Origin of the sequence: Kluyvera ascorbata (genome assembly GCF_023195735.1) — a bacterium.
GTDB lineage: Bacteria > Pseudomonadota > Gammaproteobacteria > Enterobacterales > Enterobacteriaceae > Kluyvera > Kluyvera ascorbata.
This window is the reverse complement of record NZ_CP096201.1, coordinates 1,127,674-1,152,832: the sequence shown is the minus strand read 5'-3', so window position 1 is coordinate 1,152,832 and position 25,159 is coordinate 1,127,674. Positions and strand designations below refer to the sequence as shown.

Annotated in this window: 20 protein-coding genes and 1 pseudogene; 11 read left to right on the top strand and 10 right to left on the bottom strand. The window is 57.3% G+C overall.

Going from position 1 to position 25,159, the window contains the following annotated elements; translation table 11 throughout:
* Positions 1-50: 50 nt before the first annotated feature.
* The 4 genes from MY052_RS05510 to mltB all read right to left on the bottom strand — a co-directional run bounded on the left by MY052_RS05510 (position 51) and on the right by mltB (position 3,773).
* Positions 51-929 (bottom strand): metal ABC transporter substrate-binding protein, encoded by an 879-nt coding sequence (locus MY052_RS05510; RefSeq protein ID WP_248538342.1) that lies wholly within the window; start codon positions 927-929, stop codon positions 51-53.
* A gap of 8 nt (positions 930-937) precedes the next feature.
* Complete coding sequence (locus MY052_RS05505) at positions 938-1,801, bottom strand: metal ABC transporter permease (RefSeq protein WP_035892541.1); 864 nt, start codon at positions 1,799-1,801, stop codon at positions 938-940.
* Positions 1,798-2,508, bottom strand: a complete 711-nt coding sequence (locus tag MY052_RS05500) for a metal ABC transporter ATP-binding protein (protein WP_185064426.1) — start codon at positions 2,506-2,508, stop codon at positions 1,798-1,800. The genes MY052_RS05505 and MY052_RS05500 overlap by 4 nt, the downstream gene beginning before the upstream one ends.
* Positions 2,509-2,702: 194 nt before the next feature.
* Positions 2,703-3,773 (bottom strand): lytic murein transglycosylase B, encoded by a 1,071-nt coding sequence (gene mltB / locus MY052_RS05495; protein ID WP_248538341.1) that lies wholly within the window; start codon positions 3,771-3,773, stop codon positions 2,703-2,705.
* A gap of 266 nt (positions 3,774-4,039) precedes the next feature.
* On the opposite strand from mltB, the gene srlA reads away from it, so the two are divergent.
* From srlA to gutQ, 7 genes and pseudogenes are all read left to right on the top strand, one after another.
* Positions 4,040-4,600 carry a PTS glucitol/sorbitol transporter subunit IIC gene (srlA, locus tag MY052_RS05490; RefSeq protein ID WP_248538340.1) on the top strand — a complete coding sequence of 187 codons (561 nt, stop codon included), beginning with the start codon at positions 4,040-4,042 and terminating at the stop codon, positions 4,598-4,600.
* Complete coding sequence (gene srlE / locus MY052_RS05485; RefSeq protein ID WP_202217324.1) at positions 4,600-5,586, top strand: PTS glucitol/sorbitol transporter subunit IIB; 987 nt, start codon at positions 4,600-4,602, stop codon at positions 5,584-5,586. The genes srlA and srlE overlap by 1 nt, the downstream gene beginning before the upstream one ends.
* Positions 5,587-5,596: 10 nt before the next feature.
* The gene (gene srlB, locus MY052_RS05480) at positions 5,597-5,959 is read left to right on the top strand and encodes a PTS glucitol/sorbitol transporter subunit IIA (RefSeq protein WP_248538339.1); all 363 of its coding nucleotides are present in this window, start codon (positions 5,597-5,599) and stop codon (positions 5,957-5,959) included.
* A gap of 17 nt (positions 5,960-5,976) precedes the next feature.
* Positions 5,977-6,756: a sorbitol-6-phosphate dehydrogenase gene (srlD, locus tag MY052_RS05475; protein WP_248538338.1), complete on the top strand. Its 780-nt coding sequence runs from the start codon at positions 5,977-5,979 to the stop codon at positions 6,754-6,756.
* A gap of 95 nt (positions 6,757-6,851) precedes the next feature.
* A pseudogene (gene gutM / locus MY052_RS05470) lies at positions 6,852-7,210 on the top strand (transcriptional regulator GutM).
* A 68-nt stretch (positions 7,211-7,278) separates the two neighbouring features.
* Positions 7,279-8,052 carry a glucitol operon DNA-binding transcriptional repressor SrlR gene (srlR, locus tag MY052_RS05465; protein WP_202217322.1) on the top strand — a complete coding sequence of 258 codons (774 nt, stop codon included), beginning with the start codon at positions 7,279-7,281 and terminating at the stop codon, positions 8,050-8,052.
* Positions 8,045-9,010, top strand: coding sequence for an arabinose-5-phosphate isomerase GutQ (gene gutQ, locus MY052_RS05460; protein WP_248538337.1), 966 nt, complete (start codon positions 8,045-8,047; stop codon positions 9,008-9,010). Before srlR ends, gutQ begins: the two co-directional genes overlap by 8 nt.
* Here gutQ and norR read toward each other — a convergent pair.
* Positions 9,007-10,530 carry a nitric oxide reductase transcriptional regulator NorR gene (gene norR, locus MY052_RS05455; protein WP_035892545.1) on the bottom strand — a complete coding sequence of 508 codons (1,524 nt, stop codon included), beginning with the start codon at positions 10,528-10,530 and terminating at the stop codon, positions 9,007-9,009. The two genes, gutQ and norR, sit on opposite strands and share 4 nt — an antisense overlap.
* A 190-nt stretch (positions 10,531-10,720) precedes the next feature.
* Here norR and norV point away from each other — a divergent pair, with 190 nt between their 5' ends.
* From norV to MY052_RS05440, 3 genes are all read left to right on the top strand, one after another.
* Positions 10,721-12,163: an anaerobic nitric oxide reductase flavorubredoxin gene (norV, locus tag MY052_RS05450; protein WP_248538336.1), complete on the top strand. Its 1,443-nt coding sequence runs from the start codon at positions 10,721-10,723 to the stop codon at positions 12,161-12,163.
* Positions 12,160-13,293 (top strand): NADH:flavorubredoxin reductase NorW, encoded by a 1,134-nt coding sequence (gene norW, locus MY052_RS05445; protein ID WP_248538335.1) that lies wholly within the window; start codon positions 12,160-12,162, stop codon positions 13,291-13,293. The genes norV and norW overlap by 4 nt, the downstream gene beginning before the upstream one ends.
* 343 nt (positions 13,294-13,636) lie before the next feature.
* Positions 13,637-16,237, top strand: coding sequence for a hypothetical protein (locus MY052_RS05440; RefSeq protein WP_248538334.1), 2,601 nt, complete (start codon positions 13,637-13,639; stop codon positions 16,235-16,237).
* Between the two features lie 48 nt (positions 16,238-16,285).
* Here the strand turns inward: MY052_RS05440 and MY052_RS05435 are convergent, their stop codons facing one another.
* The 5 genes from MY052_RS05435 to MY052_RS05415 form a co-directional block, all read right to left on the bottom strand.
* Positions 16,286-17,302: a HoxN/HupN/NixA family nickel/cobalt transporter gene (locus MY052_RS05435; protein WP_035892551.1), complete on the bottom strand. Its 1,017-nt coding sequence runs from the start codon at positions 17,300-17,302 to the stop codon at positions 16,286-16,288.
* Positions 17,303-17,312: 10 nt separating this feature from the next.
* Positions 17,313-19,538 (bottom strand): carbamoyltransferase HypF, encoded by a 2,226-nt coding sequence (hypF, locus tag MY052_RS05430; protein WP_248538333.1) that lies wholly within the window; start codon positions 19,536-19,538, stop codon positions 17,313-17,315.
* A gap of 4 nt (positions 19,539-19,542) precedes the next feature.
* The gene (gene fdhF / locus MY052_RS05425; RefSeq protein WP_248538332.1) at positions 19,543-21,693 is read right to left on the bottom strand and encodes a formate dehydrogenase subunit alpha; all 2,151 of its coding nucleotides are present in this window, start codon (positions 21,691-21,693) and stop codon (positions 19,543-19,545) included.
* Between the two features lie 35 nt (positions 21,694-21,728).
* Complete coding sequence (gene hydN, locus MY052_RS05420) at positions 21,729-22,274, bottom strand: electron transport protein HydN (protein WP_035892555.1); 546 nt, start codon at positions 22,272-22,274, stop codon at positions 21,729-21,731.
* Positions 22,275-22,418: 144 nt separating this feature from the next.
* The gene (locus MY052_RS05415) at positions 22,419-23,432 is read right to left on the bottom strand and encodes a LacI family DNA-binding transcriptional regulator (RefSeq protein WP_035892556.1); all 1,014 of its coding nucleotides are present in this window, start codon (positions 23,430-23,432) and stop codon (positions 22,419-22,421) included.
* A gap of 263 nt (positions 23,433-23,695) precedes the next feature.
* Between MY052_RS05415 and ascF the strand changes: the two genes are divergently transcribed.
* Positions 23,696-25,153, top strand: coding sequence for a PTS cellobiose/arbutin/salicin transporter subunit IIBC (gene ascF, locus MY052_RS05410; RefSeq protein ID WP_248538331.1), 1,458 nt, complete (start codon positions 23,696-23,698; stop codon positions 25,151-25,153).
* Positions 25,154-25,159 lie beyond the last annotated feature (6 nt).

Here is a 25,159-nt window from a genome sequence, read left to right as displayed (position 1 = left end):
GATTCCGAAATTGAACGCCCCGGAAGAACCGGGGCGAAGAAAGGCTAGATTTAGCGCATGCTGGCAGCGATAAGCTCGACGTTATGACGCAGCATTTTGACATAGCTGTCCGCCACGCCCCCCGGTTTTGACAGCGCTTCCGGATACAGCTCACCGCCCGGCTGTGAGCCGGTCGCCGCTGCAATCTGCTTCACCAGACGTGGGTCAAGCTGGTTTTCCATAAACCAGGTATGCACGCCGTCCGCCTTAATTTGCGTAATCAACGCCGCTACCTGCGCTGCGCTGGCTTCGCTCTCGGAAGAGAGCCCCTGCGGAGCCAGGAAGGTGACGCCATAAGCCCGCGAGAAATAGCCGAAAGCATCGTGGCTGGTCAACACTTTACGCTTCGCCTGTGGAATGGCGCTGAACTGCTGTTTAGTCCAGCTGTGAATGTCGTTAAGCTCACCAATATAGCGCTTGCCGGAGGCGTTCAGCGCCGCGCTGTCTTCCGGGTCGGCTTTGACCAGTCCGGTCAAAATATTCTGCGCATACAGTGCGCCATTCGCTGCGCTGTTCCAGGCGTGCGGGTCGGTGACCGTTTTGCCGTCTTCATCCAGCGTATGCGTTTTCACTCCCGTCGAGGCGACTATCAGCTCACCTTTAAAGCCGGAGGCCTTAATGAGGCGATCCATCCAACCCTCCAGCCCCAGCCCGTTAACCACCACTACATCCGCTTTGCTGAGCAGCGCGCTATCCTGCGGCGACGGCTCGAAGGTGTGCGGGTCACCGTCCGGACCGACCAGCGTGTCGACATGAACATGTTCACCGCCGACCTGTTTCACCATATCGCCCAGCACCGAGAAGCTGCTGACCACGTTCAGCGTTTTTGCCATCGCACCTTGCGCCGTCAGCCCTAACGCCAACGCCAGAATCACCCCAATACGTTTCATTATGTCCCCTATCCTCTTCGTTTTTGCCAGCTAACGGTCAGCCGGCTTCGCTTGCCAAAAAACACAGAAATCAAAAATACGCCGCTGGCGGTGAGCACAATCGATGGCCCTGCGGGCAGGTTCGCCGCCCAGGACAGGCTGAGCCCCATCCAGGCGCATATTCCGCCTATCAGCGCTGCCAGCAGCAGAATTGACGGCAAGGTTTTCGCCCAGCAGCGCGCCGCGACGGCGGGCAGCATCATGACGCCTACCGCCATCAGCGTGCCCAGCACCTGAAAGCCAGCCACCAGGTTGAGCACCAGCAACGCCAGAAATAGCCCGTGCAGCAACACGGGCAGCCAGCGCGCATTCACCTGCAGCCAACTGCTGTCAAACGCTTCGCTCACCAGCCCCCGGTAGAAGAGAGCAATGCAGAGCAGCGTCAGGCTGGCGACACCCGCCACAAACAGCGCGGCATCGTTATCCACCGCCAGAATCGAACCGAACAACAGGTGCAGTAGGTCGACGTTGGAGCCGCGCAGCGACACCAGCGTGACCCCCAGCGCCAGCGATCCTAAGTAGAATCCGGCAAAGCTGGCGTCCTCTTTCAGCGGCGTGCGACGGCTGACCCAGCCGGCCACCAGCGCCACCGTAATACCGGCAATAAAACCGCCGACGGTCATCGCCAGCAGCGACATGCCGTTCACCAGATAGCCCACCGCCACACCGGGAAGAATGGCGTGCGACAGCGCGTCGCCCATCAGGCTCATTCGCCGTAGCAGTAAAAAGACGCCGAGGATCGTGGTGCTGAGCGACAGGGCAAGGCATACCACCAGCGCCCGGCGCATAAAGCCAAATTCAATAAAGGGTTGGAAAAAGGTGTGCCAGATCATGCGAGCCTCGCGGAACTAAACGCCGGAAGCACGTCGCGGGTATGTCCCCAGCAGGCATTTTGTGGGGCCAACAGCAGCGTTTCCGGGAAATACTCCGCCACGCGCTGGTTATCGTGCAGTACCGCCAGCACGGTCTGCCCCTGCTGATGCATCTCCTGAATCACGCCCATCAGGTCATGGCTGGTCGCTTCATCAATGCCGGTAAAGGGCTCATCGAGCATCACCAACGGTGCCCGCTGTACCAGCACACGGGCAAAGAGCATCCGCTGAAATTGACCACCGGACAGCGCATCAATCGGGGTTTTCGCCATGCTCGCCAGCCCGACTCGTGCCAGCGACGCCTGAATGCGCTGGCGCGTATCGCTACGCAGGCCGCGCAGAAGCGAGACGCGTGGCCATGCGCCCTGACTGACAACATCCAGCACGGTCAGCGGAAACTGCGACTCCAGCGCATGACGCTGGGCCAGCCAGCCAATAACCGGGCGCGAAGGCGTCCAGTGAATCACGCCGCTCACTGGCGGAATAAACCCCGCCAGCGTTTTCAGTAAAGTCGATTTGCCGCAGCCGTTCAGGCCGACAATCGCCGTCATGCTGCCTTTTTGAATCACGCCGCTCAGCGATGGCGTAATGGCTGCGCCTTCATAGCCAGCCACCAGATTATCCAGTTCAATCATGGCAGCGACACCGCCCACCAGACCATCAACCACAGCGCGGCCAATAGCGCGCAGGCCAGCAAAACCCGCGTCATGCTGCTGGCCATAAAAACAGGAGTGAACATCTTTGCCTCACTATTTAATGTTATAACATAACAATATTGGATTGGCGCTAAGATGTAAACGGCAGGAAATGATGCTAAATGTAACAAGCCCCCCTCAGAGCCGAGGGGAGCCAGAAGGAAGGATTACTGACCGCGCGCCTGAGCGACCGCCAGGCCCAGTTGCCAGACCGCCATCGCATAGTGGGTGCTGTGGTTATAGCGGGTGATGGTGTAGAAGTTCGGCAGCCCGTACCAGTACTGGTAGCCCGTACCGATATCCAGTCGCAGGAGACTTGCCTGCTGATGGTTGCCCAGAGGCTGCATCGGCGTTAAGCCTGCCGCCGCCAGCTGCGAAACGCTGTATTTGGTTTTGAACCCATTATCCAGCCCCGGAGCCTGCCCCATTGCCTGAACCGCCACCGCGTCGCCGCTCACCCAGCCGTGCTGTTTGAAGTAGTTCGCCACGCTGCCAATAGCGTCTTCCGGATCCCACAGGTTGATGTGACCATCACCGTTAAAATCAACCGCATACTGCTTATAGGAGGACGGCATAAACTGGCCGTAGCCCATCGCGCCAGCAAACGAACCTTTCAGATCCAACGGATCGTCCTGTTCATCACGCGCCATCAGCAGGAAGGTTTCCAGCTCGCCAGAGAAGTATTCAGCGCGGCGTGGATAGTTAAACGAGAGGGTCGCCAGCGCATCGAGGATACGCGTTTTACCCATCACACGACCCCAACGGGTCTCAACGCCAATAATCCCGACGATAATTTCCGGCGGTACGCCGTAGACCAGTGATGCACGCTGCAGTGCGTCCTGGTGTTGGTTCCAGAACACCACGCCGTTTTGTACGTTATCCGGAGTAATAAACTGCTTACGATAGCGCAGCCACGCCCCGTTCGGGCCGACTGGCGGCTGGCCGGTCGGCGCCTGCCTGTCCATCAGGCGCAGTACGTAGTCCAGGCGCTTGGCCTGGGAGAGAATTTCATGCAGCTGCTGTCGGTCAAAGCCGTGCTTACTCACCATCTTATCGATGAACTGCTCCGCCGCCGGGTTATTGGCAAAATCACCGGTCGGGATCAGCGCATTGTGCTGAGGTTCAAGGAGAAAACCGCCGGAGGTGGTTGCCGGGACTTCAGCCGTTTTAGGTTTGCTGCTACAGGCAGCTAGCAGGACACACAGGGGGAGTAAAGCCAGAACACGACGCTTCAACATGGGACATCCGTTTAACAATATCAGCAAGAGTTAAATATGGTAAAGCATCCGCCACGCCGCAAGGAAGCGGTTGTCGCGCTCGCTCGCAGAATTTCTCATTTCTACACTTCGTTTGCTCTTTTTCCTGCGGCCACGCTCGCAATAACTTTCACAATAAAATATTTACCTTTCATTTTGCGATCAAAATAACACTTTAAAACCTTTCAATCTGATTAAAATATCCCACCTTTTGGTAATAAAACGATAAATCCCTACAGGAGATAACTATGGTCGACACCATTACCCTGGGAGCTGAATGGTTCATCGGGCTGTTTCAGAAAGGCGGAGAGGTCTTCACCGGCATGGTGACTGGCATTCTTCCGCTGCTGATTAGCCTGCTGGTCATCATGAATGCGCTCATTAACTTCATCGGTCAGCACCGCATTGAGCGGTTTGCTCAACGCTGCGCGGGCAATCCGGTCTCTCGCTACCTGCTACTGCCCTGCATTGGCACATTTGTGTTTTGCAACCCAATGACTCTGAGTCTGGGGCGCTTTATGCCAGAGAAGTACAAGCCCAGCTACTATGCCGCCGCTTCCTATAGCTGCCACTCCATGAACGGGCTGTTCCCCCACATCAACCCAGGCGAACTGTTTGTCTATCTGGGCATCGCCAATGGCCTGACGACATTAGGGCTGCCGCTTGGGCCGCTGGCGGTGAGTTACCTGCTGCTGGGTCTGGTCACCAACTTCTTCCGCGGCTGGATTACGGACTTCACCACCGCCGTCTTTGAGAAAAAAATGGGCATTCAACTGGAACAGCACGTTCAACTGTCGGGAGCAGCATAATGACGCGCATTCATATTGAAAGAGGAACCGGCGGCTGGGGCGGCCCGCTTGAGCTGGACGCTGTACCCGGTAAGAAAATCGTCTACATCACGGCCGGAACCCGCCCGGCAATCGTCGACAAACTCGCCGAGCTCACCGGCTGGCAGGCCGTCGATGGCTTTAAAGAGGGTGAACCGCCTGAACAGGAAATAGGGGTCGCGATCATCGACTGCGGCGGCACATTGCGCTGCGGCATCTATCCGAAGCGCCGTATTCCTACCATTAATATCCATGCCACCGGCAAATCCGGCCCGTTGGCGCAGTTTATCCTGGAGGACATTTACGTCTCCGGCGTCAGGGAAGAGAACATACGCCTTGTCGGTGAAGCCAGCGAAGCTACCGGCGTAACTCCCCCAGCAAAACCTACGACCGCCAGCGGACGCGACTACGACACCACGAAAAAGATAACTGAACAGAGCGATGGCCTACTCGCCAAAGTCGGCATGGGAATGGGCTCGGCGGTAGCGGTACTGTTTCAGGCGGGTCGAGATACCATTGATACGGTACTCAAGACCATTCTTCCCTTTATGGCGTTCGTCTCGGCGCTTATCGGCATCATCATGGCGTCAGGCCTCGGCGACTGGATAGCCCACGGACTGGCACCGCTTGCCAGCCATCCGCTCGGGCTGGTCACACTGGCGCTAATCTGCTCTTTCCCGCTGCTATCCCCCTTCCTCGGCCCAGGGGCCGTTATCGCTCAGGTGATTGGCGTCCTGATAGGCGTACAGATTGGGCTTGGCAATATCCCGCCACACCTGGCGTTACCCGCCCTGTTTGCGATTAACGCGCAGGCCGCATGCGACTTTATTCCAGTGGGGTTATCCCTCGCCGAGGCGCGACAAAACACCGTACGCGTGGGCGTGCCTTCCGTGCTGGTGAGCCGTTTTCTGACCGGAGCGCCAACCGTGCTGATTGCCTGGTTTGTTTCCGGATTTATCTATCAATAGAGAATCAGTGATGACCGTGATTTATCAGACCACCATTACTCGCATCGGCCAGAGCGCCGCGGAGGCGTTGGGCGACCAGATGCTGATCACCTTCCGGGAAGGTGCACCGGCGGATATTGAAGAGTTTTGCTACATCCACCGCCCCGGCAGTTTAAATGGCCCCCTCCAGAGCGGCATGCACGTTGAGATAGGCGAACTGCGCTATCGGGTCACCGCCGTAGGCAGCGTAGCCGAACAAAACTTACGTGAACTGGGGCATATCACTCTGTGCTTCGATGGACGAAACGAAGCGAAATTTCCCGGCACGGTACACCTCGCTGGGTCAACGCCGGACGATATCGCACCGGGAACCATTTTGCAGTTTATCGATTAATATTTAAGGAGAAAATAATGAAGCAGGTTGCCGTAGTTATTGGTGGAGGCCAGACCCTTGGGGCATTCCTCTGCCGCGGCCTCGCCGCAGAAGGATACCGCATCGCCGTGGTCGATATTCAAAGCGATAAAGCCGCCAGCGTGGCGCAAGAGATTAACGCCGAATTTGGCGAGGGGATGGCCTATGGCTTTGGTGCCGATGCCACCAGCGAACACAGCGTGCTGGCGCTCTCACGCGGCGTCGACGAAATTTTTGGCCGCGTAGATCTGCTGGTCTACAGCGCGGGCATCGCCAAAGCCGCATTTATCAGCGATTTCGAACTGGGTGATTTCGACCGCTCGCTTCAGGTCAACCTGGTGGGCTATTTCCTCTGCGCCCGCGAATTCTCGCGGCTGATGATCCGCGACGGCGTTGCCGGACGGATCATTCAAATCAACTCAAAATCCGGCAAGGTGGGCAGCAAACACAACTCCGGCTACAGCGCCGCAAAGTTTGGCGGCGTAGGCTTAACGCAGTCGCTGGCGTTAGATCTGGCCGAGTACGGCATCACCGTACACTCGCTAATGTTGGGCAACCTGTTGAAATCACCGATGTTTCAATCATTGCTGCCGCAGTATGCCACCAAGCTTGGTATTGAGCCGGGTGAGGTGGAACAATACTACATCGATAAAGTACCGCTCAGACGCGGCTGCGATTATCAGGATGTGCTGAACATGCTGCTGTTCTATGCCAGTCAGAAAGCCTCCTACTGTACCGGCCAGTCAATCAACGTCACCGGCGGCCAGGTGATGTTCTAAACGCTATGCCCGGTGGCGCTACGCTTACCGGGCCTACATCAAATCGGTAGGCCGGATAAGGCACCACCGCCATCCGGCACCACCAGGAGCACACTATGGTTTCAGCCCTGATTACCGTTGCCGTTATCGCCTGGTGCGCTCAGCTCACGCTGGGCGGCTGGCAAATCCACCGCTTCAACCGGGCGTTCGACAAACTCTGCCAGTAGGGTCGCGTTGGCGTAGGGCGCTCCGGCGGTCGCTTTAAGCCACGCGTCGTGGTCGCTGTCGCGCTGGATGAACATCTCCACATCGTCGATACGCTATTTATGAAAGGAGTGACCGTGTTCGCCAGACCGGGTGAAATTGACGGGGTAAATGAAAACATCGTGATGAATTACAGCCCGATGTGATCTTTCCCCATGATCCCCTCTCGCAGAATGCACTATCATTGGCGCTTAAACTGAAACATGGGTAATTTCGTTGTGAATGCTAATAGCTTGCGAAATTATCATTTCGCAAATTTATGTCAGGGTAATCACGCCTATGAAACCTCGTCAGCGTCAGGCCGCTATTCTTGAGCATCTGCAAAAACAGGGTAAATGCTCGGTTGAAGAGTTGGCCCAGTACTTTGACACCACGGGTACCACCATTCGCAAGGATCTGGTCATTCTGGAAAATGCCGGAACCGTCATTCGAACCTACGGCGGCGTGGTGTTAAACAAAGATGAGTCCGACCCGCCTATCGATCACAAAACGCTCATCAATACCCACCAAAAAGAGCGTATCGCGCAAGCGGCTATCACCTTTATCCACGACGGTGACTCCATCATTCTGGATGCAGGCAGCACCGTGCTACAGATGGTTCCCATGCTTGCTCGCTTTCGCAACATCACCGTCATGACCAACAGCCTGCATATCGTTAACGCGCTGTCGGAACTGGACAATGAACAGACTATCCTGATGCCGGGCGGCACCTTCCGCAAAAAATCAGCCTCGTTCCACGGGCAGTTGGCGGAAAATGCCTTTGAGCATTTCAGCTTTGATAAACTCTTTATGGGCACTGACGGCATCGATCTGAACGCTGGCGTGACCACCTTTAACGAGGTTTATACCGTCAGTAAAGCGATGTGCAACGCCGCACGCGAAGTGATTCTGATGGCAGACTCCTCAAAATTCGGACGCAAAAGCCCTAACGTGGTGTGCAGTCTGGAAAGCGTTGATAAGCTGATTACCGACGCGGGAATCGACCCGGCGTTTCGTCAAGCGCTGGAAGACAAAGGGATTGAAGTAATCATAACCGGAGAGAGCAATGAGTGATTTTTTGTTAGAGGCCGGGCGTAAGGCCCTCTTACTGGAACTGCAGGAAGCCAGCCGCCTACCCGACCGTCTTGACGAGACCTTTGTTCAGGCCGCCAACGCCATCCTGAACTGCAAAGGCAAACTGATTGTTTCCGGGATGGGCAAATCTGGCCATATCGGCAAAAAACTCGCCGCCACCTTCGCCAGCACCGGCACCCCCGCTTTCTTTGTTCATCCGGCGGAAGCGCTGCACGGCGATTTGGGGATGGTAGAGAGCCGCGACGTCATGCTTTTTATCTCCTACTCCGGCAGCGCCAAAGAGCTGGACTACATCATTCCGCGGCTGAAAGAAAAATCCGTGGTGCTGTTGGCGATGACCGGCAAGGCCAACTCCGCGCTGGCGCAGGCGGCCGATGCCGTGCTCGACATTGCCGTTGAGCGCGAAGCCTGCCCGATGCACCTGGCGCCCACCTCCAGCACCGTCAACACGCTGATGATGGGCGACGCGCTGGCGATTGCCGTTATGCAGGCCCGCGGCTTTAACGAAGAAGATTTTGCTCGCTCTCACCCGGCCGGTTCGCTGGGCGCACGTCTGCTCAACCGCGTTCACCACCTGATGCGTCACGAGGACGATGTCCCGCAGGTCACCGTTCACGCAAGCGTAATGGACGCGATGCTCGAACTCAGCCGTACCGGCATGGGGATGGTCGCGGTCTGTAACGAGCAATCACAGGTTCAGGGAGTCTTCACCGACGGCGACCTGCGCCGCTGGCTGGTAAGCGGCGGTTCGCTGGACGATTGCGTTAACGACGCGATGACCAAAGGCGGCGTGACCCTGCACGATCAAGCGCGTGCGGTCGACGCCAAAGAACAGCTGATGAAGCAGAAAATCAGCGCCGCGCCGGTGGTGGATGAAAACCATCGACTGGTCGGCGCGATTAACCTGCAAAACTTCTACCAGGCCGGGATCCTTTAATCCTTCAGCCCAAGACGTTTCGCCAGCCGGTGCAGGTTGGCGACGTCTGTCTCCAGCGCCCGGGCGCTTGCCGCCCAGTTATGCTGATGCGTCTCTAAAGCCTGGCGAATCATCTGCCGCTGAAAATGCTCGGTAGCATCACGCAGGTTGTTCACCGCCGGCATCGGCGCCGCTGTCTCGACGACCGCCGTCGTTGGCGTCCCTTCCTGAAACGCAAAGTGCTGCGCTTCCAGTACCACCTCGCCGTTGCCGCGCGTGGTTGCCCGCGCCAGCACAACCGCACGGTGTACCGCATGTTCAAGCTCGCGCACGTTACCCGGCCAACCGTAGCTTTGCAGATGCGTCCGCGCGCCGCTGCTTAATACCACTCGCGATAATCCAAGCCGCAGCCGACACTGCTCGCAGAAGTAGCCCGCCAGCAACACCACGTCATCACCTCGTTCACGCAGCGGTGGCACAGAAAGCGGGAACACGCTCAGGCGATGGAACAGGTCGGCGCGGAAATTACCGGCAACCACCTCTTCACGCAGGTCGCGGTTGGTGGCGGCCAGCACCCGCACGTCAACGCGCAAGCTGCGGTCATCACCGACGCGCTGAATATCGCCATACTGTAATACGCGCAGCAGCTTGGCCTGGAGCGCCAGCGACAGCTCGCCAATTTCGTCTAAGAACAGCGTACCGTTGTCGGCCATTTCAAACTTGCCGCTGCGGTTGCTGATAGCCCCGGTAAATGCCCCTTTGACGTGACCAAATAGCTCACTCTCAGCCACGCTCTCCGGCAGCGCGGCGCAGTTCAGATAAACCAACGGGCTGACCGCGCGCGGCGAGCCCTCATGAATCGCTTTCGCCACCAGCTCTTTACCGGTGCCTGTTTCGCCGCTTATCAGCACGTTCAGGTCAGAGGCAGCAACAATCTCAATCTCTTTTTTAAGCTGCATCATGCCCGGCGACAGGCCAATCATCTGCGTCTCTTTTACCTGCTCAAAGTCGGTCGGCGCGCCCGGCAGCATATTCTGGCTTTCAAGCTGCTCAATCAGCAGCGCGTTGCTGAGCGCCCCCGCCGCCAGCGCGGCAATCAGCCGCAGCTCTTCATCGCTGAACACGTCGAACTGGTCCGGCGACATGCCATCGAGGGTTAATGCGCCAATCAGGTTTTGCCCGGCAAACAGCGGCAGCCCGATACAGGCGTGGACCTTCAGGCTTTCCTGACCGGGGATCAGGCCGTCGTACGGATCGGGTAAATCGCTATCCGCCGGGAAACGCACCACGTCACCCGCGCGGGCAATCGCTTCAAGCCGCGGATGCCCTTCGAGGGTAAAGCGCCTGCCGAGTACGTCTTTCGCCAGCCCATCGATCGCCAGCGGAATAAACTGCCGGGCGTCGTAGCGCAGCAGCGCCGAGGCATCGCACTCCAGCACCTGACGCAGCGTGGTGATCAGACGCTGGAATCGGTCCTGATGACCGACGCCGCGCTGGAGTTCTATGGCGATGCCCGCCAGCACATCAACGGAAAAGCTCATGGCGTACCTCTTACAGTCATTTTGACAATGCATAATGTCATATTGACAATATCAAGCATAGTCATTTTGACTAACAACAAAGAGGTAAAAATTAATTAATTCAATAAAATCAATTAATTAAAAAGTTGGCACACAACCTGCAATTAGCAATACATCTTTTTTGAAAAACGCTGAATTAATTGAGGTTGCTATGTCTATTCTGGTTAAAAATAACATTCATTGGGTTGGTCAACGTGATTGGGAAGTACGTGATTTCCACGGTACCGAATACAAAACGCTGCGCGGCAGCAGCTACAACAGCTACCTTATCCGTGAAGAAAAAAACGTCCTGATTGATACCGTCGACCATAAATTCAGTCGTGAATTCGTACAGAACCTGCGCGATGAAATCGACCTCGCTGACATCGACTACATCATCATTAACCACGCTGAAGAAGACCACGCCGGTGCGCTGACCGAGCTGATGTCGCAGATCCCGGACACCCCAATCTACTGCACCGCCAACGCCATTGACTCCATCAACGGTCACCACCATCACCCAGAGTGGAACTTCCACGTGGTGAAAACCGGTGACAGCCTGGACATCGGTAACGGCAAACAGCTGATCTTCGTGGAAACCCCGATGCTGCACTGGCCTGACAGCATGATGACCTACATGACCGGCGACGCGGTGCTGTTCAGTAACGATGCCTTCGGCCAGCACTACTGTGACGAACGCCTGTTCAACGACGAAGTAGATCAGACCGAACTGTTCGAACAGTGCCAGCGCTACTACGCCAACATCCTGACCCCGTTCAGCCGCCTGGTGACGCCAAAAATCACCGAGATCCTCGGCTTCAACCTGCCGGTTGATATGATTGCCACCTCTCACGGTGTGGTATGGCGCGATAACCCAACCCAGATTGTTGAACTGTACCTGAAATGGGCGGCGGACTATCAGGAAGACCGTATCACTATCTTCTACGACACCATGTCCAACAACACCCGCATGATGGCGGACGCCATTGCCCAGGGGATCAACGAAGTTGACCCGAACGTGGCGGTGAAAATCTTCAACGTCGCCCGCAGCGATAAAAACGAAATTCTGACCAACGTCTTCCGCTCTAAAGGCGTGCTGGTTGGGACTTCAACCATGAACAACGTGATGATGCCGAAAATCGCTGGCCTGGTGGAAGAGATGACCGGCCTGCGCTTTCGTAACAAGCGCGCCAGCGCCTTTGGTTCGCACGGCTGGAGCGGCGGCGCGGTCGACCGTCTGTCGACCCGTTTGCAGGATGCTGGCTTTGAAATGTCCCTGAGTCTGAAAGCCAAATGGCGTCCTGATGTTGATGCGCTGGAAGTGTGCCGTCAGCACGGTCGTGAAATCGCTCGCCAGTGGGCGCTGGCTCCGCTGCCAGAAGCCACCGCAAAACCCGACGCCGCGAAAGAGGCCTGTGCCGCCGCTGCCGCAGCCGACCTCGGCCCAAGCATGCAGTGCAGCGTGTGCCAGTGGATCTACGACCCAGCCAAAGGTGAACCTAATCAGGACGTGCAGCCAGGCACCCCGTGGAGCGAAGTCCCGGACAACTTCCTGTGTCCAGAATGCTCTTTAGGCAAAGACGTCTTCGACGTACTGGCGACGGAGGCAAAATGAATCATGGCATCGTGATCGTTGGCTCGGGCTTCGCCGCCCGCCAGCTGGTGAAAAATATTCGTAAGCTCGACGCGAGCGTCAAACTGACGCTCATCGCCGCCGACAGCATCGACGAGTACAACAAGCCGGACTTAAGCCATGTGGTGAGCCGGGGGCAAACCGCCGCCGACCTCACACTGCAAACCGCAGGCGAGTTCGCCGAGCAGTACAACCTGAACCTGTTCCCGCAGACCTGGGTGACCAGCATCGATGCAACCGCGCATGTGGTGAAAAGCCAGAACCATGAGTGGCAGTACGACAAACTGGTGCTGGCAACGGGCGCATCCACCATCGTGCCGCCGGTACCGGGCAAAGAGCTGATGCTGACCCTCAACAGCCAGCAGGAGTTTGGCGCGGCGCAAAGTACGCTGCGCGATGCCCGACGCGTGCTGATTATCGGCGGTGGTTTGATTGGCTGCGAGCTGGCAATGGACTTCAGCCGCGCCGGTAAAGCGGTCACCGTGGTCGATAACTCTGCCAGCGTGCTAGCTTCGCTGATGCCGCCGGAAGTAAGCAGCCGTTTGCAGCATCGTCTGACCGACATGGGTATTCATCTGCTGCTGAAATCTCAGCTGCAGTCGCTAGAACAGACCGCCAGCGGCATTCGCGCCACCTTTGACCGTGACCCCCACGTCGAGGTTGATGCGGTAGTGGCCGCCACCGGCCTGCGCCCGGAAACGGCGCTGGCGCGCATGGCAGGTCTCGAGATTAACCGCGGCGTGAAGGTCGACGGTACGCTGCGCACCAGTAATCCGGATATCTACGCGCTGGGCGACTGCGCTGAGATTAACGGTACGGTGCTGCCGTTCCTACAGCCGATTCTGATGAGCGCCATGTGTCTGGCGAAAAACCTGCTCGGCCAGCCCGGCGAGCTGAAGCTGCCGAACATGCTGGTAAAGGTGAAAACGCCGGATCTGCCGCTGCATCTGGCCGGTGAAACCCGCCGCCCGGATTTGAACTGGAAGATTGAAACTCGCGCCGACGGCATGCTGGCGCAGGGGTATGACGACCGTCAGCAGCTGTGCGCTTTCGTGGTGAGCGAAGAACGAATGAAAGAGGCCTTTGCTTTGCTGAAGTCACTCCATCAATAAGGCTTCCCCCTCTGTTCACTGTTTAATTTAACCGCATGCGCAAGGACGCGCGAAAGTCTCATTGTTACTTGCCCCGCTGCCCGGGGCTTTTTTATTATTATCCCCGACTAACTTAACATCATTAAAATCTATTTCTACATCATCACAACCCCCTCGCGACATTAATAAATCTGCCGCAGATAACATTCAATCATTAACTATCACCATCTCTTTTACATAGCTGTTTTCTCATTAACTGTCGTTTATAAGTAAAAGCCCACAGGGTAAATAACGCCAATAAGCGGTAGACGCCCCTGCGTGTCATAAAAATACCACATGAAAAAGAAATTAACGGAGATAACTCATGCAATTAGGATTTGAACTCACCTTCAGCAGCGATACCTGGTATCCGACAGTTGATATCAACAATTTAAAATCGACGACCGCTGAAGTTATCGATATCAAAGAAAAAATGGTGCTGACATTCAGCGCGCCGGGGAAGGTAACTGCCGGCGATATAACTATTTCCACCAACCCATGGTGTGAATTAAAAACAGATGTCGAGACCAGCGAAATTTCCAGCGGTATATTTGATATCAAATTAACAATTTCCGCTGCCGATGGTTCTGCAATTGGTAACGCTATTTCCACGATCCATATGGGCGTGAATGTGGCATCCGATACGGTGCCGGCCTGGCAGACGTTCCAGGATTCCTTCACGCTCGCCGCAGATGAAGAAACTCAGGTCGCAGGCGAGCTTGTCGTCACCTGTGCCGCCTTCCCGGCCGGGCTGGAGCAGACGCCGCTGGAACTGGTGCTGACCCGCGGTGAACAACGCGAAACGTGCGCGCTGGTGGCGGGAAATAATACATTGAGTATTGTCGCCGGTACCTACACCGTCAGCGCCGCGCAGCTGTGCACCGCTGATGGAACCGTACGGGCCGAGGTAGCCTTGGGGTCCTCTCAGGTGACCATCGGCAAAGGCCAGCGCACCGCGCTGAACGTCACCTTTGGGCCCGCACAACGCAGTACCACCCTCGATGTGAAGCTCGATTTATCCACATCGCACGCGCTGTACAATGAAACTTTACAGCTGGTTTACGAGGAGAACGGGATTGAAGCGCAACGCATCGCACTGCGCGTCGGGCAGTCAGTCCGCCTGCAGCAATTGCCGATTAGCGGTCAGTTCACCCTGCGCATTGACGATATCAGATTGAACAACGCCCACTACTGCGTTGATGTCGTGCAAGGGCCGCTGAATAATCAGCACGAGAATATTGTTTTTGGCGACGCTCAGATTCACTCGCAGAGTGATACCGCGGCGCACTCCGCCGCGCTTAATATCGCCATTAACGCGGAAAAAACCGTGGATGCCGCATTTTATATTCGCCTCATCGACGAAAATGATACTCCGCGCCAATATCATTTCGGCAATCTGCCGATGCAGCCGGGCAATCACAACGCCATCGCCAGCATCGCGCCGGGGAACTACCGTGTAGAAAGCCCTACCGTGATTCAGAATGGCGTCATTTATTACGTTGATACCGCCTCGCAGCAGCTGCGGGTTGATAATGACGCAGCGTTGACCTTAACGGTCGCGGTAACAGAAGGTGCGAATCTGCATGTTAAAGGGTTCCCGGACTTTCTGAGCTTTGGCGGCTGTGCCGATATGTCGCCGAGTAATGTGGCGGACCTTGCCGAAGCGCGCGTGTCGTCTCTCTTTAAATATTCCGGCGACGATGGTATGGGAGATGCATCCGCCTACCTGGATCCAGCAAAAGAGCCTACGCCAAAAATCATCGAAATGGCGCGTAACGTTACGGGCAGCACGCAAGAACACGTGCTGCCCGTCATGGTGTCCTATACCTGCAACCTGTCATTGGGCGATGTGACCAATATTATTAACGATCCTGTCCGTCACCAGTTTAGCTTCGCGAACTTCATTCAGGCGCTGCAAATGGCTCAGGCAATGAAGGATGACGAGCACCCGGTACCGGCTGGCTTTATCGTTAACCCGGATTACCTTGGCGAATGCCAAAAATACGGTTTCGCCGCAGATTATCCGGTGACGGTTCGCAAGCCGCTGGCGGAAGCTATGGCGCACCACGGTGTTGATATCACCATCCCGGCGGGCATTTCCGACACGCTGAAAGGCTACATTAAGGCGGTTAACTGGCTGGTACGCGTGGTTGCGCCGGACGTCGTTCTCGGCTGGCAAATCAACCTGTGGAGCGTTGGCGGCTCACAGTGGGTGTACCAGGACTTTACCTACGATGATGTTTTCGATCCTGAAGACGGCACGAAAAAGCGCATGACCATTACCCCTGAACTCGCGGGTAAACTCTCGGCAGAATATGCGCTGATGGTCGGCGTGTTTGACGATATCGAATATACGCTCGCCAATGGCGCATCCGCCGTTGCCAAAGGAGCCGATTTTATGGCTGCCGATCGCTACGAGGCCGATGACTTCACCGCTCGCGCCTATAAAAACGGTTACTGTTATTCGCCTTATGAGTGGGATCGGACGTTTGATTTCTGCGCTTCGCTCAGCCGCCATCTGCGCCAGCCGGTCATGCCATGGCAGGTTCCGGCTAGCCGCCTGGCAAGCGTCAGCGAGGAAGTTGGCGAACTGGAGGAACAGTTCTGGGGCACCGGCGGTAGCTATCTGATGGGTCATCCTGAAATTGGCAGCGCCGTAGATGCTATCAATACCAAGCTGCTGGACATTGAATTTCTCGACGTACACGTTGGTATGATGGGCCGCAACCCTCGCGATCTATTTAGCCGCCAATCCTGGGATCTCTCGACGGCGAAATACCACGACTTCCCGTCACGCGGTATTTTCCACGTACAGGTTGGTGGCGGAGCCACGACGGGCGTCGTCAGCGCGGTTAACCGTAATAGCAGCCGCTGGATGCGTGAGAAGCTCAAAGCCTATCGCGACAATCCGGTGAAATTTGAATAACACGTCACCGAACTTTCAGCTACCCGCGAAGCGGGTAGCTGAATTCCCTTAACGCACCACCAGTGCGTCATAGTTGCGCCAGCGGTAGTTCACCATCGACACCAACCAGCACAGCGCGAACAGACCAATCACCACAAAGCCCGCGTTACCAAGGTTATCGCTCAGCATCGACACACCGCTCCAGATGCCGCCGGTCAGGTCGAACTTATCGATAATCAGCCCCAGCGCTTCCAGCCCACCGATAAACAGCGCGACCACCACGGATGCGCCGGTAATGGTCATGTTGTAGTAAAGCTTACGCTGCGGCTTATTGAAGGCCCAGCCGTACGCGCCCACCATTAGAATGTTATCCAGCGTATCAACCAACGCCATGCCGCTCGCAAACAGCGCCGGGAAGACCATAATCGACCACATCGACATCCCGCTCGAGGCGCTGGCGGCAGAGATGCCCAGCACGCCAATTTCGGTAGCGGTATCAAAGCCCAGACCAAACAGGAAACCCACCAGGTACATATGCCAGCTTTTGCCAATCAGGCGGAAAGTACGGCTGAACAGCGCGCTCATCATACCGCCCGCAACCGGCAGCTCGGCTGAGACCGACTCACCCTTTTTCAGCGCCTGGAAGCTGCGCCACACGCCGCGCAGAATAATCAGGTTCACCAGCGCCATTGCCAGCAGGAACACCGCCGACACGGTCGTGCCGATGATGCTACCGGTGTCGTGGAACCAGCTCATTTTGTGCTGGAACGCGGTCGCCGTGGCGGCAATCGCCACTGACGCCAGCACCACGATGGAGGAGTGACCGAGTGAGAACCAGGCACCGACGCCGAACGGGCGCTTGCCCTGCTGCATCATTTTACGGGTGACGTTATCAATCGCCGCAATATGGTCGGCGTCCACCGCGTGACGCAGGCCGTAGCCCCACGCCAGCAGACTGGCGGCCATCAGCGCGCCGTTATGACCAAATGCCTGCCATGCCCAACCCCAGGCCAGTAAATTCGCCAACACAAGAACCAGAACCAGCAGCGTTGCGCGCGGCTGTTGACGAAGAACATTCCACAACATGAGTAACTCCTTAAACCAGATGGCGAGCTGCAGCAATCACAGACTGCCCGTATGAAATTGCCCCATCCCCCGCGGGTAAACGCTTCGGAAAGAGCAAAGTGAAATCGTGTAAATAATGCGTAAGACGGCTGCACAGCAGCGCGTTATGCAGCACGCCGCCGCCGAAAGCCAGCGTCGACAGCGACAAACGTTCTGCGTGCTGACGCATTAAGGTGGCGATGCCCTGCGCCAGCGCGTCGTGAAACGCCCACGCTTTTTGCGCCGGGGTCGCCTGCCAGCCAAGCCACGCCGGCCAGAAGGTGGCGAGATCCAACTGGCTATCAACAACCGGCATGGTCACCGGATGAACAATGCCCGCGCAGCCTGTCCCCAGCGCTTCCAGCCGACAGGCCGCCTCGCCTTCATAGCTCAGCGCGAGCGGCGTGCAGCCCACCGCACAGGCCACCGCGTCAAACAGACGGCCGCAAGAAGACGCCAGCGGGCTATTGAGCCCACGCTGGATCGCCTGCGCCAGCAGCGGCCAGTTCTGTTGCCGCACCGCTTGCGTCTCACCGAACATTTGCCAATCTGGAACGAACGCCAGACAGTGCGCCAGCAGGTTGCGCCACGGCTGACGCGCCGCCAGATCACCACCCGGCAGCGCCACGGCGGGCAGGCCGCCGAGATGTTCGCACTCGCGGTAGCTCACGCGCAGACACTCACCGCCCCACAGCGCGCCGTGCTCGCCCATGCCAATACCGTCGAGCGCCATCGCAATCACGTCACCACCGTCGAGCGGCCAGTCGTGTTCAGCAAGGCAGGCGGCAATGTGGGCATGGTGATGCAGTACCTGATGCTGCGGCAGCGCAAGCTCCGTCGCCCACTGAGAAGAACGATAAGCCGCATGGTAATCCGCCACCACCGCCTGCGGCGTAAAGTCATAAATGGACTGCATCAGCGCCAGCGCCTGTCGCCACTGGGCTTCCACGCCATCGTCGGTCAGGTCGCCAAAGTGCTGGCTGAGTACCGCCCGGTCGCCGCGTACCAGACAGAAGGTATTTTTCATGTCCGCGCCAAGACAGAGCATCGGCGGTACGTCGCGAAAGCCCGGCGGCAGAGTCAGCGCATCCGGCACATAGCCGCGCGAACGGCGCAGCATTTCGCCGCTCTGGCACACCACCGAATCATCCATGCGCTGCACGATATCGCGGTTGTGTAACAGGAAACCGTCGGCAATATCGGCCAAATCCGCCAGCGCGCTGTCGTTAGTCAACGCCGGAGGTTTACCGCTCAGGTTGCCGGAGGTCATCACCAACGGGCGCGCCAGCGCCTGTATCAGCAGATGCTGTAGCGGGTTGGCGGGCAGCATCACGCCTACTTCCGCGAGGTCCGGCGCAATCTCCTGGCAGATCCCAGAGACCAGATGTTTATCCACCAGCACAATCGGTGCGGCGGGGGTATTGAGCAGCGAGCGCGCGTCAATCGACAGCGCGTCAGCGTTAGCTATCATCACCGCCAGCGGTTTTGCCGGGCGATGTTTGCGAGCCCGAAGCGTCGCCACCGCCGCGGCATTTCCCGCATCGCAGGCCAGATGGAAGCCGCCAATTCCCTTCACCGCCACAATGCCACCGGCTTCAATCATGGCGATAGCGGCAGCAAGCGCCGCTTCTTTTTCCGCGCGTTGCTCACCGCTGTGCCACATTAGCCACGGCCCGCACTCGGCGCAGGCCACCGGCTGGGCGTGGAAACGACGGTCGTAAGGGTTTCGGTACTCCGCCTCGCACGACGGGCAGAGCGGAAACGCCGCCATCACCGTCAGCGGACGGTCATAGGGCATAGCGTGAATAATGGTAAAGCGCGGCCCGCAGTGGGTGCAGTTGATAAACGGATAGCGGTAGCGCCGCTCCTGCGGGTCGTTCATTTCCGCCAGACAGGCCGGACAGGTTGCCGCATCCGGGACAATCTGGGTGCTCATCGCCCCGGCACCGCTCTGGCGAATAGTAAAATCGGTCGGCAGCGTCGGCCACTCGAATGGCTCGACGTGGGTACTATCAATACGCGCAAGCGGCGGGCAGTACTGGTACAGCGCGGCGATAAAATCCGCTTCGTCACCGAACAGGCGTAGCAGGACGCCAGCGCTGTCGTTACAGACATCGCCAAGGCAGCCGCGCTGCTGTGCCAGTTGCCAGACGAAGGGGCGGAAGCCCACCCCCTGTACTTTTCCGCAGATGCGGATCTGCACGCCGTTTGCGTTCATTTGATTACCCGTTGAGCGCCGCGTTCAGGCGCGTTTTCATCGACTGATAGCTGTCCTGCGCGTAGATTTCGGCCCAGTTCTGATCCTCTATCGCCTCGATTTTCACCGCGCAGTACTTGGTTTCCGGCGTTTTCGAGATAGGGTCGAGGTTGTCCTGAGTCAGTTCGTTGCAGGCACCAATCCACCATTGGTAGGTCATATAAACGCTGCCATGGTTGATGCGTTCGCTGACGCTGGCGCGGCTAATCACCTTGCCGCGACGCGAGGAGACCCACACCAGCTGCTTATCATGCACGCCAAGCAGGCTGGCATCCTGCGGGTTCATCTGCACAAAGCCGGGTTCATCGGCGAGCGATTGCAGCGCCGCACAGTTGCCGGTCATCGAGCGACAAGAGTAGTGCCCGACCTCGCGTACGGTGCAGAGCACCAGCGGGAAGTCGTCGTCCGGCGTTTCTGCTGGCGCACGCCACGGAGCCGCGAACAGGTGGCCTTTACCGTCAGGCGTGGCGAACTGATTACCTTCGTACAGATACGGCGTCCCCGGATGATCGAGCGTCGGGCATGGCCACTGCACGTGCCCCATCTCGCCCATTTTTTCGTAGGTTACGCCGTAGAACAGCGGGCACAGCTCGCGCATTTCGTCCCAGATTTGCTGGTTGTCGTCGTAATGCATCGGGTAGCCCATTTCGCTTGCCAGCAGGCTGATAATTTCCCAGTCACGCTTCACGTTATAGGTCGGTTCGATGGCTTTTTCGAAGCGCTGGAAGCCGCGGTCGGCGCAGGTGAAGACGCCGCCGTGTTCGCCCCATGAGGTGGCGGGCAGCAGCACGTCCGCCTGTTCGGCGGTCTTGGTCATAAAGATGTCCTGCACCACCACAAAGTCGAGCGCTTCAAATCCCTGGCGCACCAGGCCTAAATCCGCCTCGGTTTGCAGCGGGTCTTCGCCCATGATGTAGTAGGCTTTCACCTTCCCTTCGATGGCCAGATGCGGTACTTCAGTAATGCGTACGCCAACTTTGTCGTCCATCAGGCTGGCGTCGATGCCCCAGACCCTGGCGAACTTCTCGCGCACGGCGGCATCGACCACGTCCTGATACCCAGGGAACTGGTTTGGCAGCACGCCCATATCACACGCGCCCTGCACGTTGTTCTGCCCACGCACCGGGCCAACGCCAACGGCTTCACGTCCGAGGTTACCGGTCAGCAGCGCCAGGCTTGCCAGCCCTTTCACCACGTCAACGGCCTGGCCGAACTGGGTCACGCCCATGCCCCACATAATGGTCGCCGACGGCGCGGCCGCGTAGGTACGCATCGCCTGGCGAACCTGCATGGCCGGAATGCCGGTCAGGGATTCCACCGCTTCCGGCGCGTAGTCTTTGACCACTTCACGCAGTTCATCAAGCCCGGTGGTGTAGCGAGAAACGTATTCGTGGTCGTACAGGTCTTCTTCCAGCAGCACGTGGGCGAAAGCGTTCACCAGCGCCATATTGCTGCCGTTGCGCATTTGCAGATGCTGGTCGGCGATGCGCGCGGTTTCAATACGACGCGGATCGCAGACGATAATTTTGGCCCCTTTGTCTTTCGCTTTAATCACGCGACGCGCCACTATCGGGTGCGAGTCCGCGCAGTTGTAGCCAAAGACCAGCAGGCAGCGGGAGTTTTCGATATCGCCGATGCTGTTGCTCATCGCGCCGTTGCCCAGCACATCCTGAAGCCCGGCCACCGATGGGCCATGACAGACGCGCGCACAGCAGTCGACATTATTGGTGTGCAGCACGCCGCGGGCGAATTTCTGCATCACGTAGTTAGTTTCATTGCCGGTGCCGCGCGATGACCCGGTGGTCATAATGGCGCGCGGCCCGAATTTGGCTTTGATATCGCCAAGACGCTTCGCGGTATAGCGAATCGCCTCATCCCAGCTCACGGGGGTGAACTTGCCGCCTTTTTCATAGCGGATCATCGGCTGCGTTAATCGGGGGGTCAGCAGCTTGGTATCGTTAAGGAAGTCCCAGCCGTAATAGCCCTTCAGGCACAGCTCATTCTGGTTGGTTTTCCCTTCGGCGGCCTCGGCGCGAATAATTTTACCGTTGTCGACAACCAGCTTCAGTTTGCAACCAGCGCCACAGTAAGGGCACACACTCGTGATTTTTTTCATCAGTAACAGACCTGTTAAAAGAGAAATAAGGATGATTAAAGAGAGATAGACGTGGCGCTATCGAGCGCAGCGCGACGACGTTTTTCCGCGCTCAGCTGTTCAAGCTTGCTGCGGTCCACGCAAAACAGCGCATGAGTCGGGCAGGCTTCCATACAGGCTGGGCCAGCTTCGCGGTGGTAGCAGAGGTCACACTTGTTGGCTTCCGCTTTTTCCGCACGCACTTTAAGGCCCGCGCCGCTGTCGCGAACGACCGGACGCACTACCACTTCCATCGCGCCGTAAGGGCAGGCCACCACGCAGGTTTTGCAACCAATGCAGCGTTCCTGCATCACGTGAATAAAACCTTTGTCGCGGCTGATAGCGCCGTTCGGGCAGACGTTGGCGCACGGGGCGTCTTCGCACTGACGGCAGGCGGTAGCGGTAGATACATTCACGCCTTTAATAACGTGAATACGGGGCAGGAAAGATTGCGGCGTCAGCGCGGCGCAGTTCTGATCTTCCTGGTGGGACACCACGCATGCGACTTCGCATGTCCGGCAGCCAATACATTTACTCGCATCAGCAATGATGAAACGGTTCATCAACTTCTCCAGCAATGACAGTGAATTCGCGGGAGAATGCATTATTCGAGCCAACTTTTAGTTGTCTGTTTTTAAAGGGGATTTTTTGGCTGGTGATGAAGGATAAGCTGTCATCGTCACTTATGACGATGACAGCTGACGACGCTAAGCGTGCGGCCCCGGAACGATGGACTCACGCTCAATCAGTTCACCCGGGAAGGTTTGCTGATATTTAAAGTCCCCGCCGTCGAGCATGAAAATAAGGCGATGAATGGTCTCTTTGATCATTTCCGTGACCGGAATACGCACGCTGGAGAGCGCGGGAACCATATAAGGCGCGAGGGTTATGTCATCAAAACCCAGCACCGAAACCTGCTGCGGCACGTTTATTCCGTGGACGTGCAGGCGCTTAATCGCCCCCACCGCCATATCGTCATTACTGGCGACCAGCGCGCTAAAGCTGACCTGCCGCTCGCGCAGCGTATCCACCCCGGCGGCACCGGTTGCGGGCGTCCACTTTCCTTCAACAATCAGTTCGTTGCGTACCGCAATACCGTGCTTCGTTAGCGCATCTTTATAGCCAGAAAGACGCTCAATGCCGGTCGGCGAATCGAGCGAACCGGTAATAAATGCAATATCGCGATGGCCGAGGCTGATTAATCGCTCCACCGCGTTCTGGCTGGCGGATTTTTGATCGCAGTAAACGCAGTGGCTGCTATTTCGCCGCAATCGACGGTTGATGACTAATATCGGCTGCTGCTGTTGCTGAATAATGTCGTCAATATCGTCGACGCTCAGAAAACGGGGATAAATAATAATGCCGTCGCAGCGCAGGTCGAGCAGATACTGAATCGCCTCACGTTCTTCCTGGGCGCTGTGCTTACCGTCCGCCAGAATCAGGCGTCGCCCCTGGTCTTCCGTCATACTCGCCGCATGGAACAGCAGCTCGCTGAAATAGACACCGTGATAAAGCGTGTTGGTGACCACCAGCCCCAGGGTCTGCGTCTTTTTGGTCGCCAGATTACGCGCCAGCAGATTGGGCCGATAGCCGCTCTCTTCGACGGCCAGAAACACCCGGTCCTTCGTCTCCTGACTGACATAACCGTTGCCCGATAGCACCCGGGATACGGTGGCTTTCGACACGCCCGCCCGTCGCGCTACCTCCAGCATTGTCGTCATATTCATACCCTTGAGAAATCATTTGCCAGCAGTGTACTGCACCGTTTCGTTATTTACAGCACCCGCCGATGCGTGCGCTTTTTGCTCAACGGACATTCCTGTGATCGATTTCACGAATTAACCAAAAACAAAAATTAGATCTTGATGTAACAAAATTAACACATGAATATTATGTGGAACCGGTTTCCTATACAACGTTTCATCACCCCGACTACATCGGGCGATAAGCGATAAGTACCCTACTGATAAAACAGGATTTTCCGATGTCTAAAAACTATGCGGCTCTGGCGCAATCCGTGGTGGGCGCACTCGGCGGCGTGGAGAACATCTCCGCCGTCACGCACTGCATGACCCGTCTGCGCTTCGTACTGAAAGACGAAACGCAGGTCGACAGCGCCAGCCTCAAGGGCATCAGCGGCGTGCTGGGCGTGGTGCGTAACGACAACCAGTGCCAGGTGATTATCGGCAACACCGTCTCTCAGGCCTATCGCGAGGTGGTGAACCTGCTGCCGAGCAACCTGCAGCCTGCCGCCCCGGTCGGAAAACCGAAGCTCACTTTACGCCGCATTGGCGCCGGGATCCTCGACGCGCTGATCGGCACCATGTCGCCGTTGATCCCAGCAATTATCGGTGGATCGATGGTCAAGCTGCTGGCGATGATCCTCGAGATGACCGGCGTGCTGCCAAAAGGCGCGCCGACGCTCACCATTCTGACGGTGATCGGCGACGGCGCGTTCTTCTTCCTGCCGCTGATGGTGGCTGCCTCCGCGGCGGTGAAATTCAAAACCAATATGTCGCTGGCGATTGCTATCGCCGGGGTACTGGTGCACCCGAGCTTTATTGAGCTGATGGCGAAAGCCGCCCAGGGCGAGCACGTCGAATTTGCCTATATTCCGGTGACGGCGGTCAAGTACACCTACACGGTTATCCCGGCGCTGGTGATGACCTGGTGCCTCTCCTACATTGAACGCTGGGTCGACAAAATCACCCCGGCGGTGACCAAAAACTTCCTTAAGCCGATGCTTATCGTGCTGATTGCCGCACCGCTGGCTATCCTGCTGATCGGCCCGATTGGTATCTGGATCGGTAGCGCTATCTCCGCGCTGGTGTACACCATTCACGGCTATCTAGGTTGGCTGTCGGTCGCCATTATGGGCGCGCTGTGGCCTCTGCTGGTGATGACCGGGATGCACCGCGTCTTTACGCCAACCATCATTCAGACCATCGCCGAAACCGGCAAAGAAGGCATGGTGATGCCGTCGGAAATCGGTGCCAACCTGTCGCTCGGCGGTTCGTCACTGGCGGTGGCGTGGAAAACCAAAAACCCGGAGCTGCGCCAGACCGCACTGGCGGCTGCCGCTTCCGCGATCCTGGCCGGGATTTCCGAACCGGCGCTGTACGGCGTCGCCATCCGCCTGAAACGCCCGCTGATTGCCAGCCTGATAAGTGGCTTTATCTGCGGCGGTATTGCCGGTGCTGTCGGGCTTGCCAGCCACTCCATGGCCGCGCCCGGGCTATTCACCAGCGTGCAGTTCTTCGACCCGGCTAACCCAATGACTATCGTTTGGGTGTTTGGGGTCATGGCGCTGGCGGTGGTGCTCTCCTTTGTGCTGACGCTGATTCTTGGTTTTGAAGATATTCCCGTCGAAGAGGCTGCCGTTGAGGCACGTAAACGTCAGGCCGCTACGCCTGCCGCTACTGTGACGGCACGAATTTCATAAATTTTT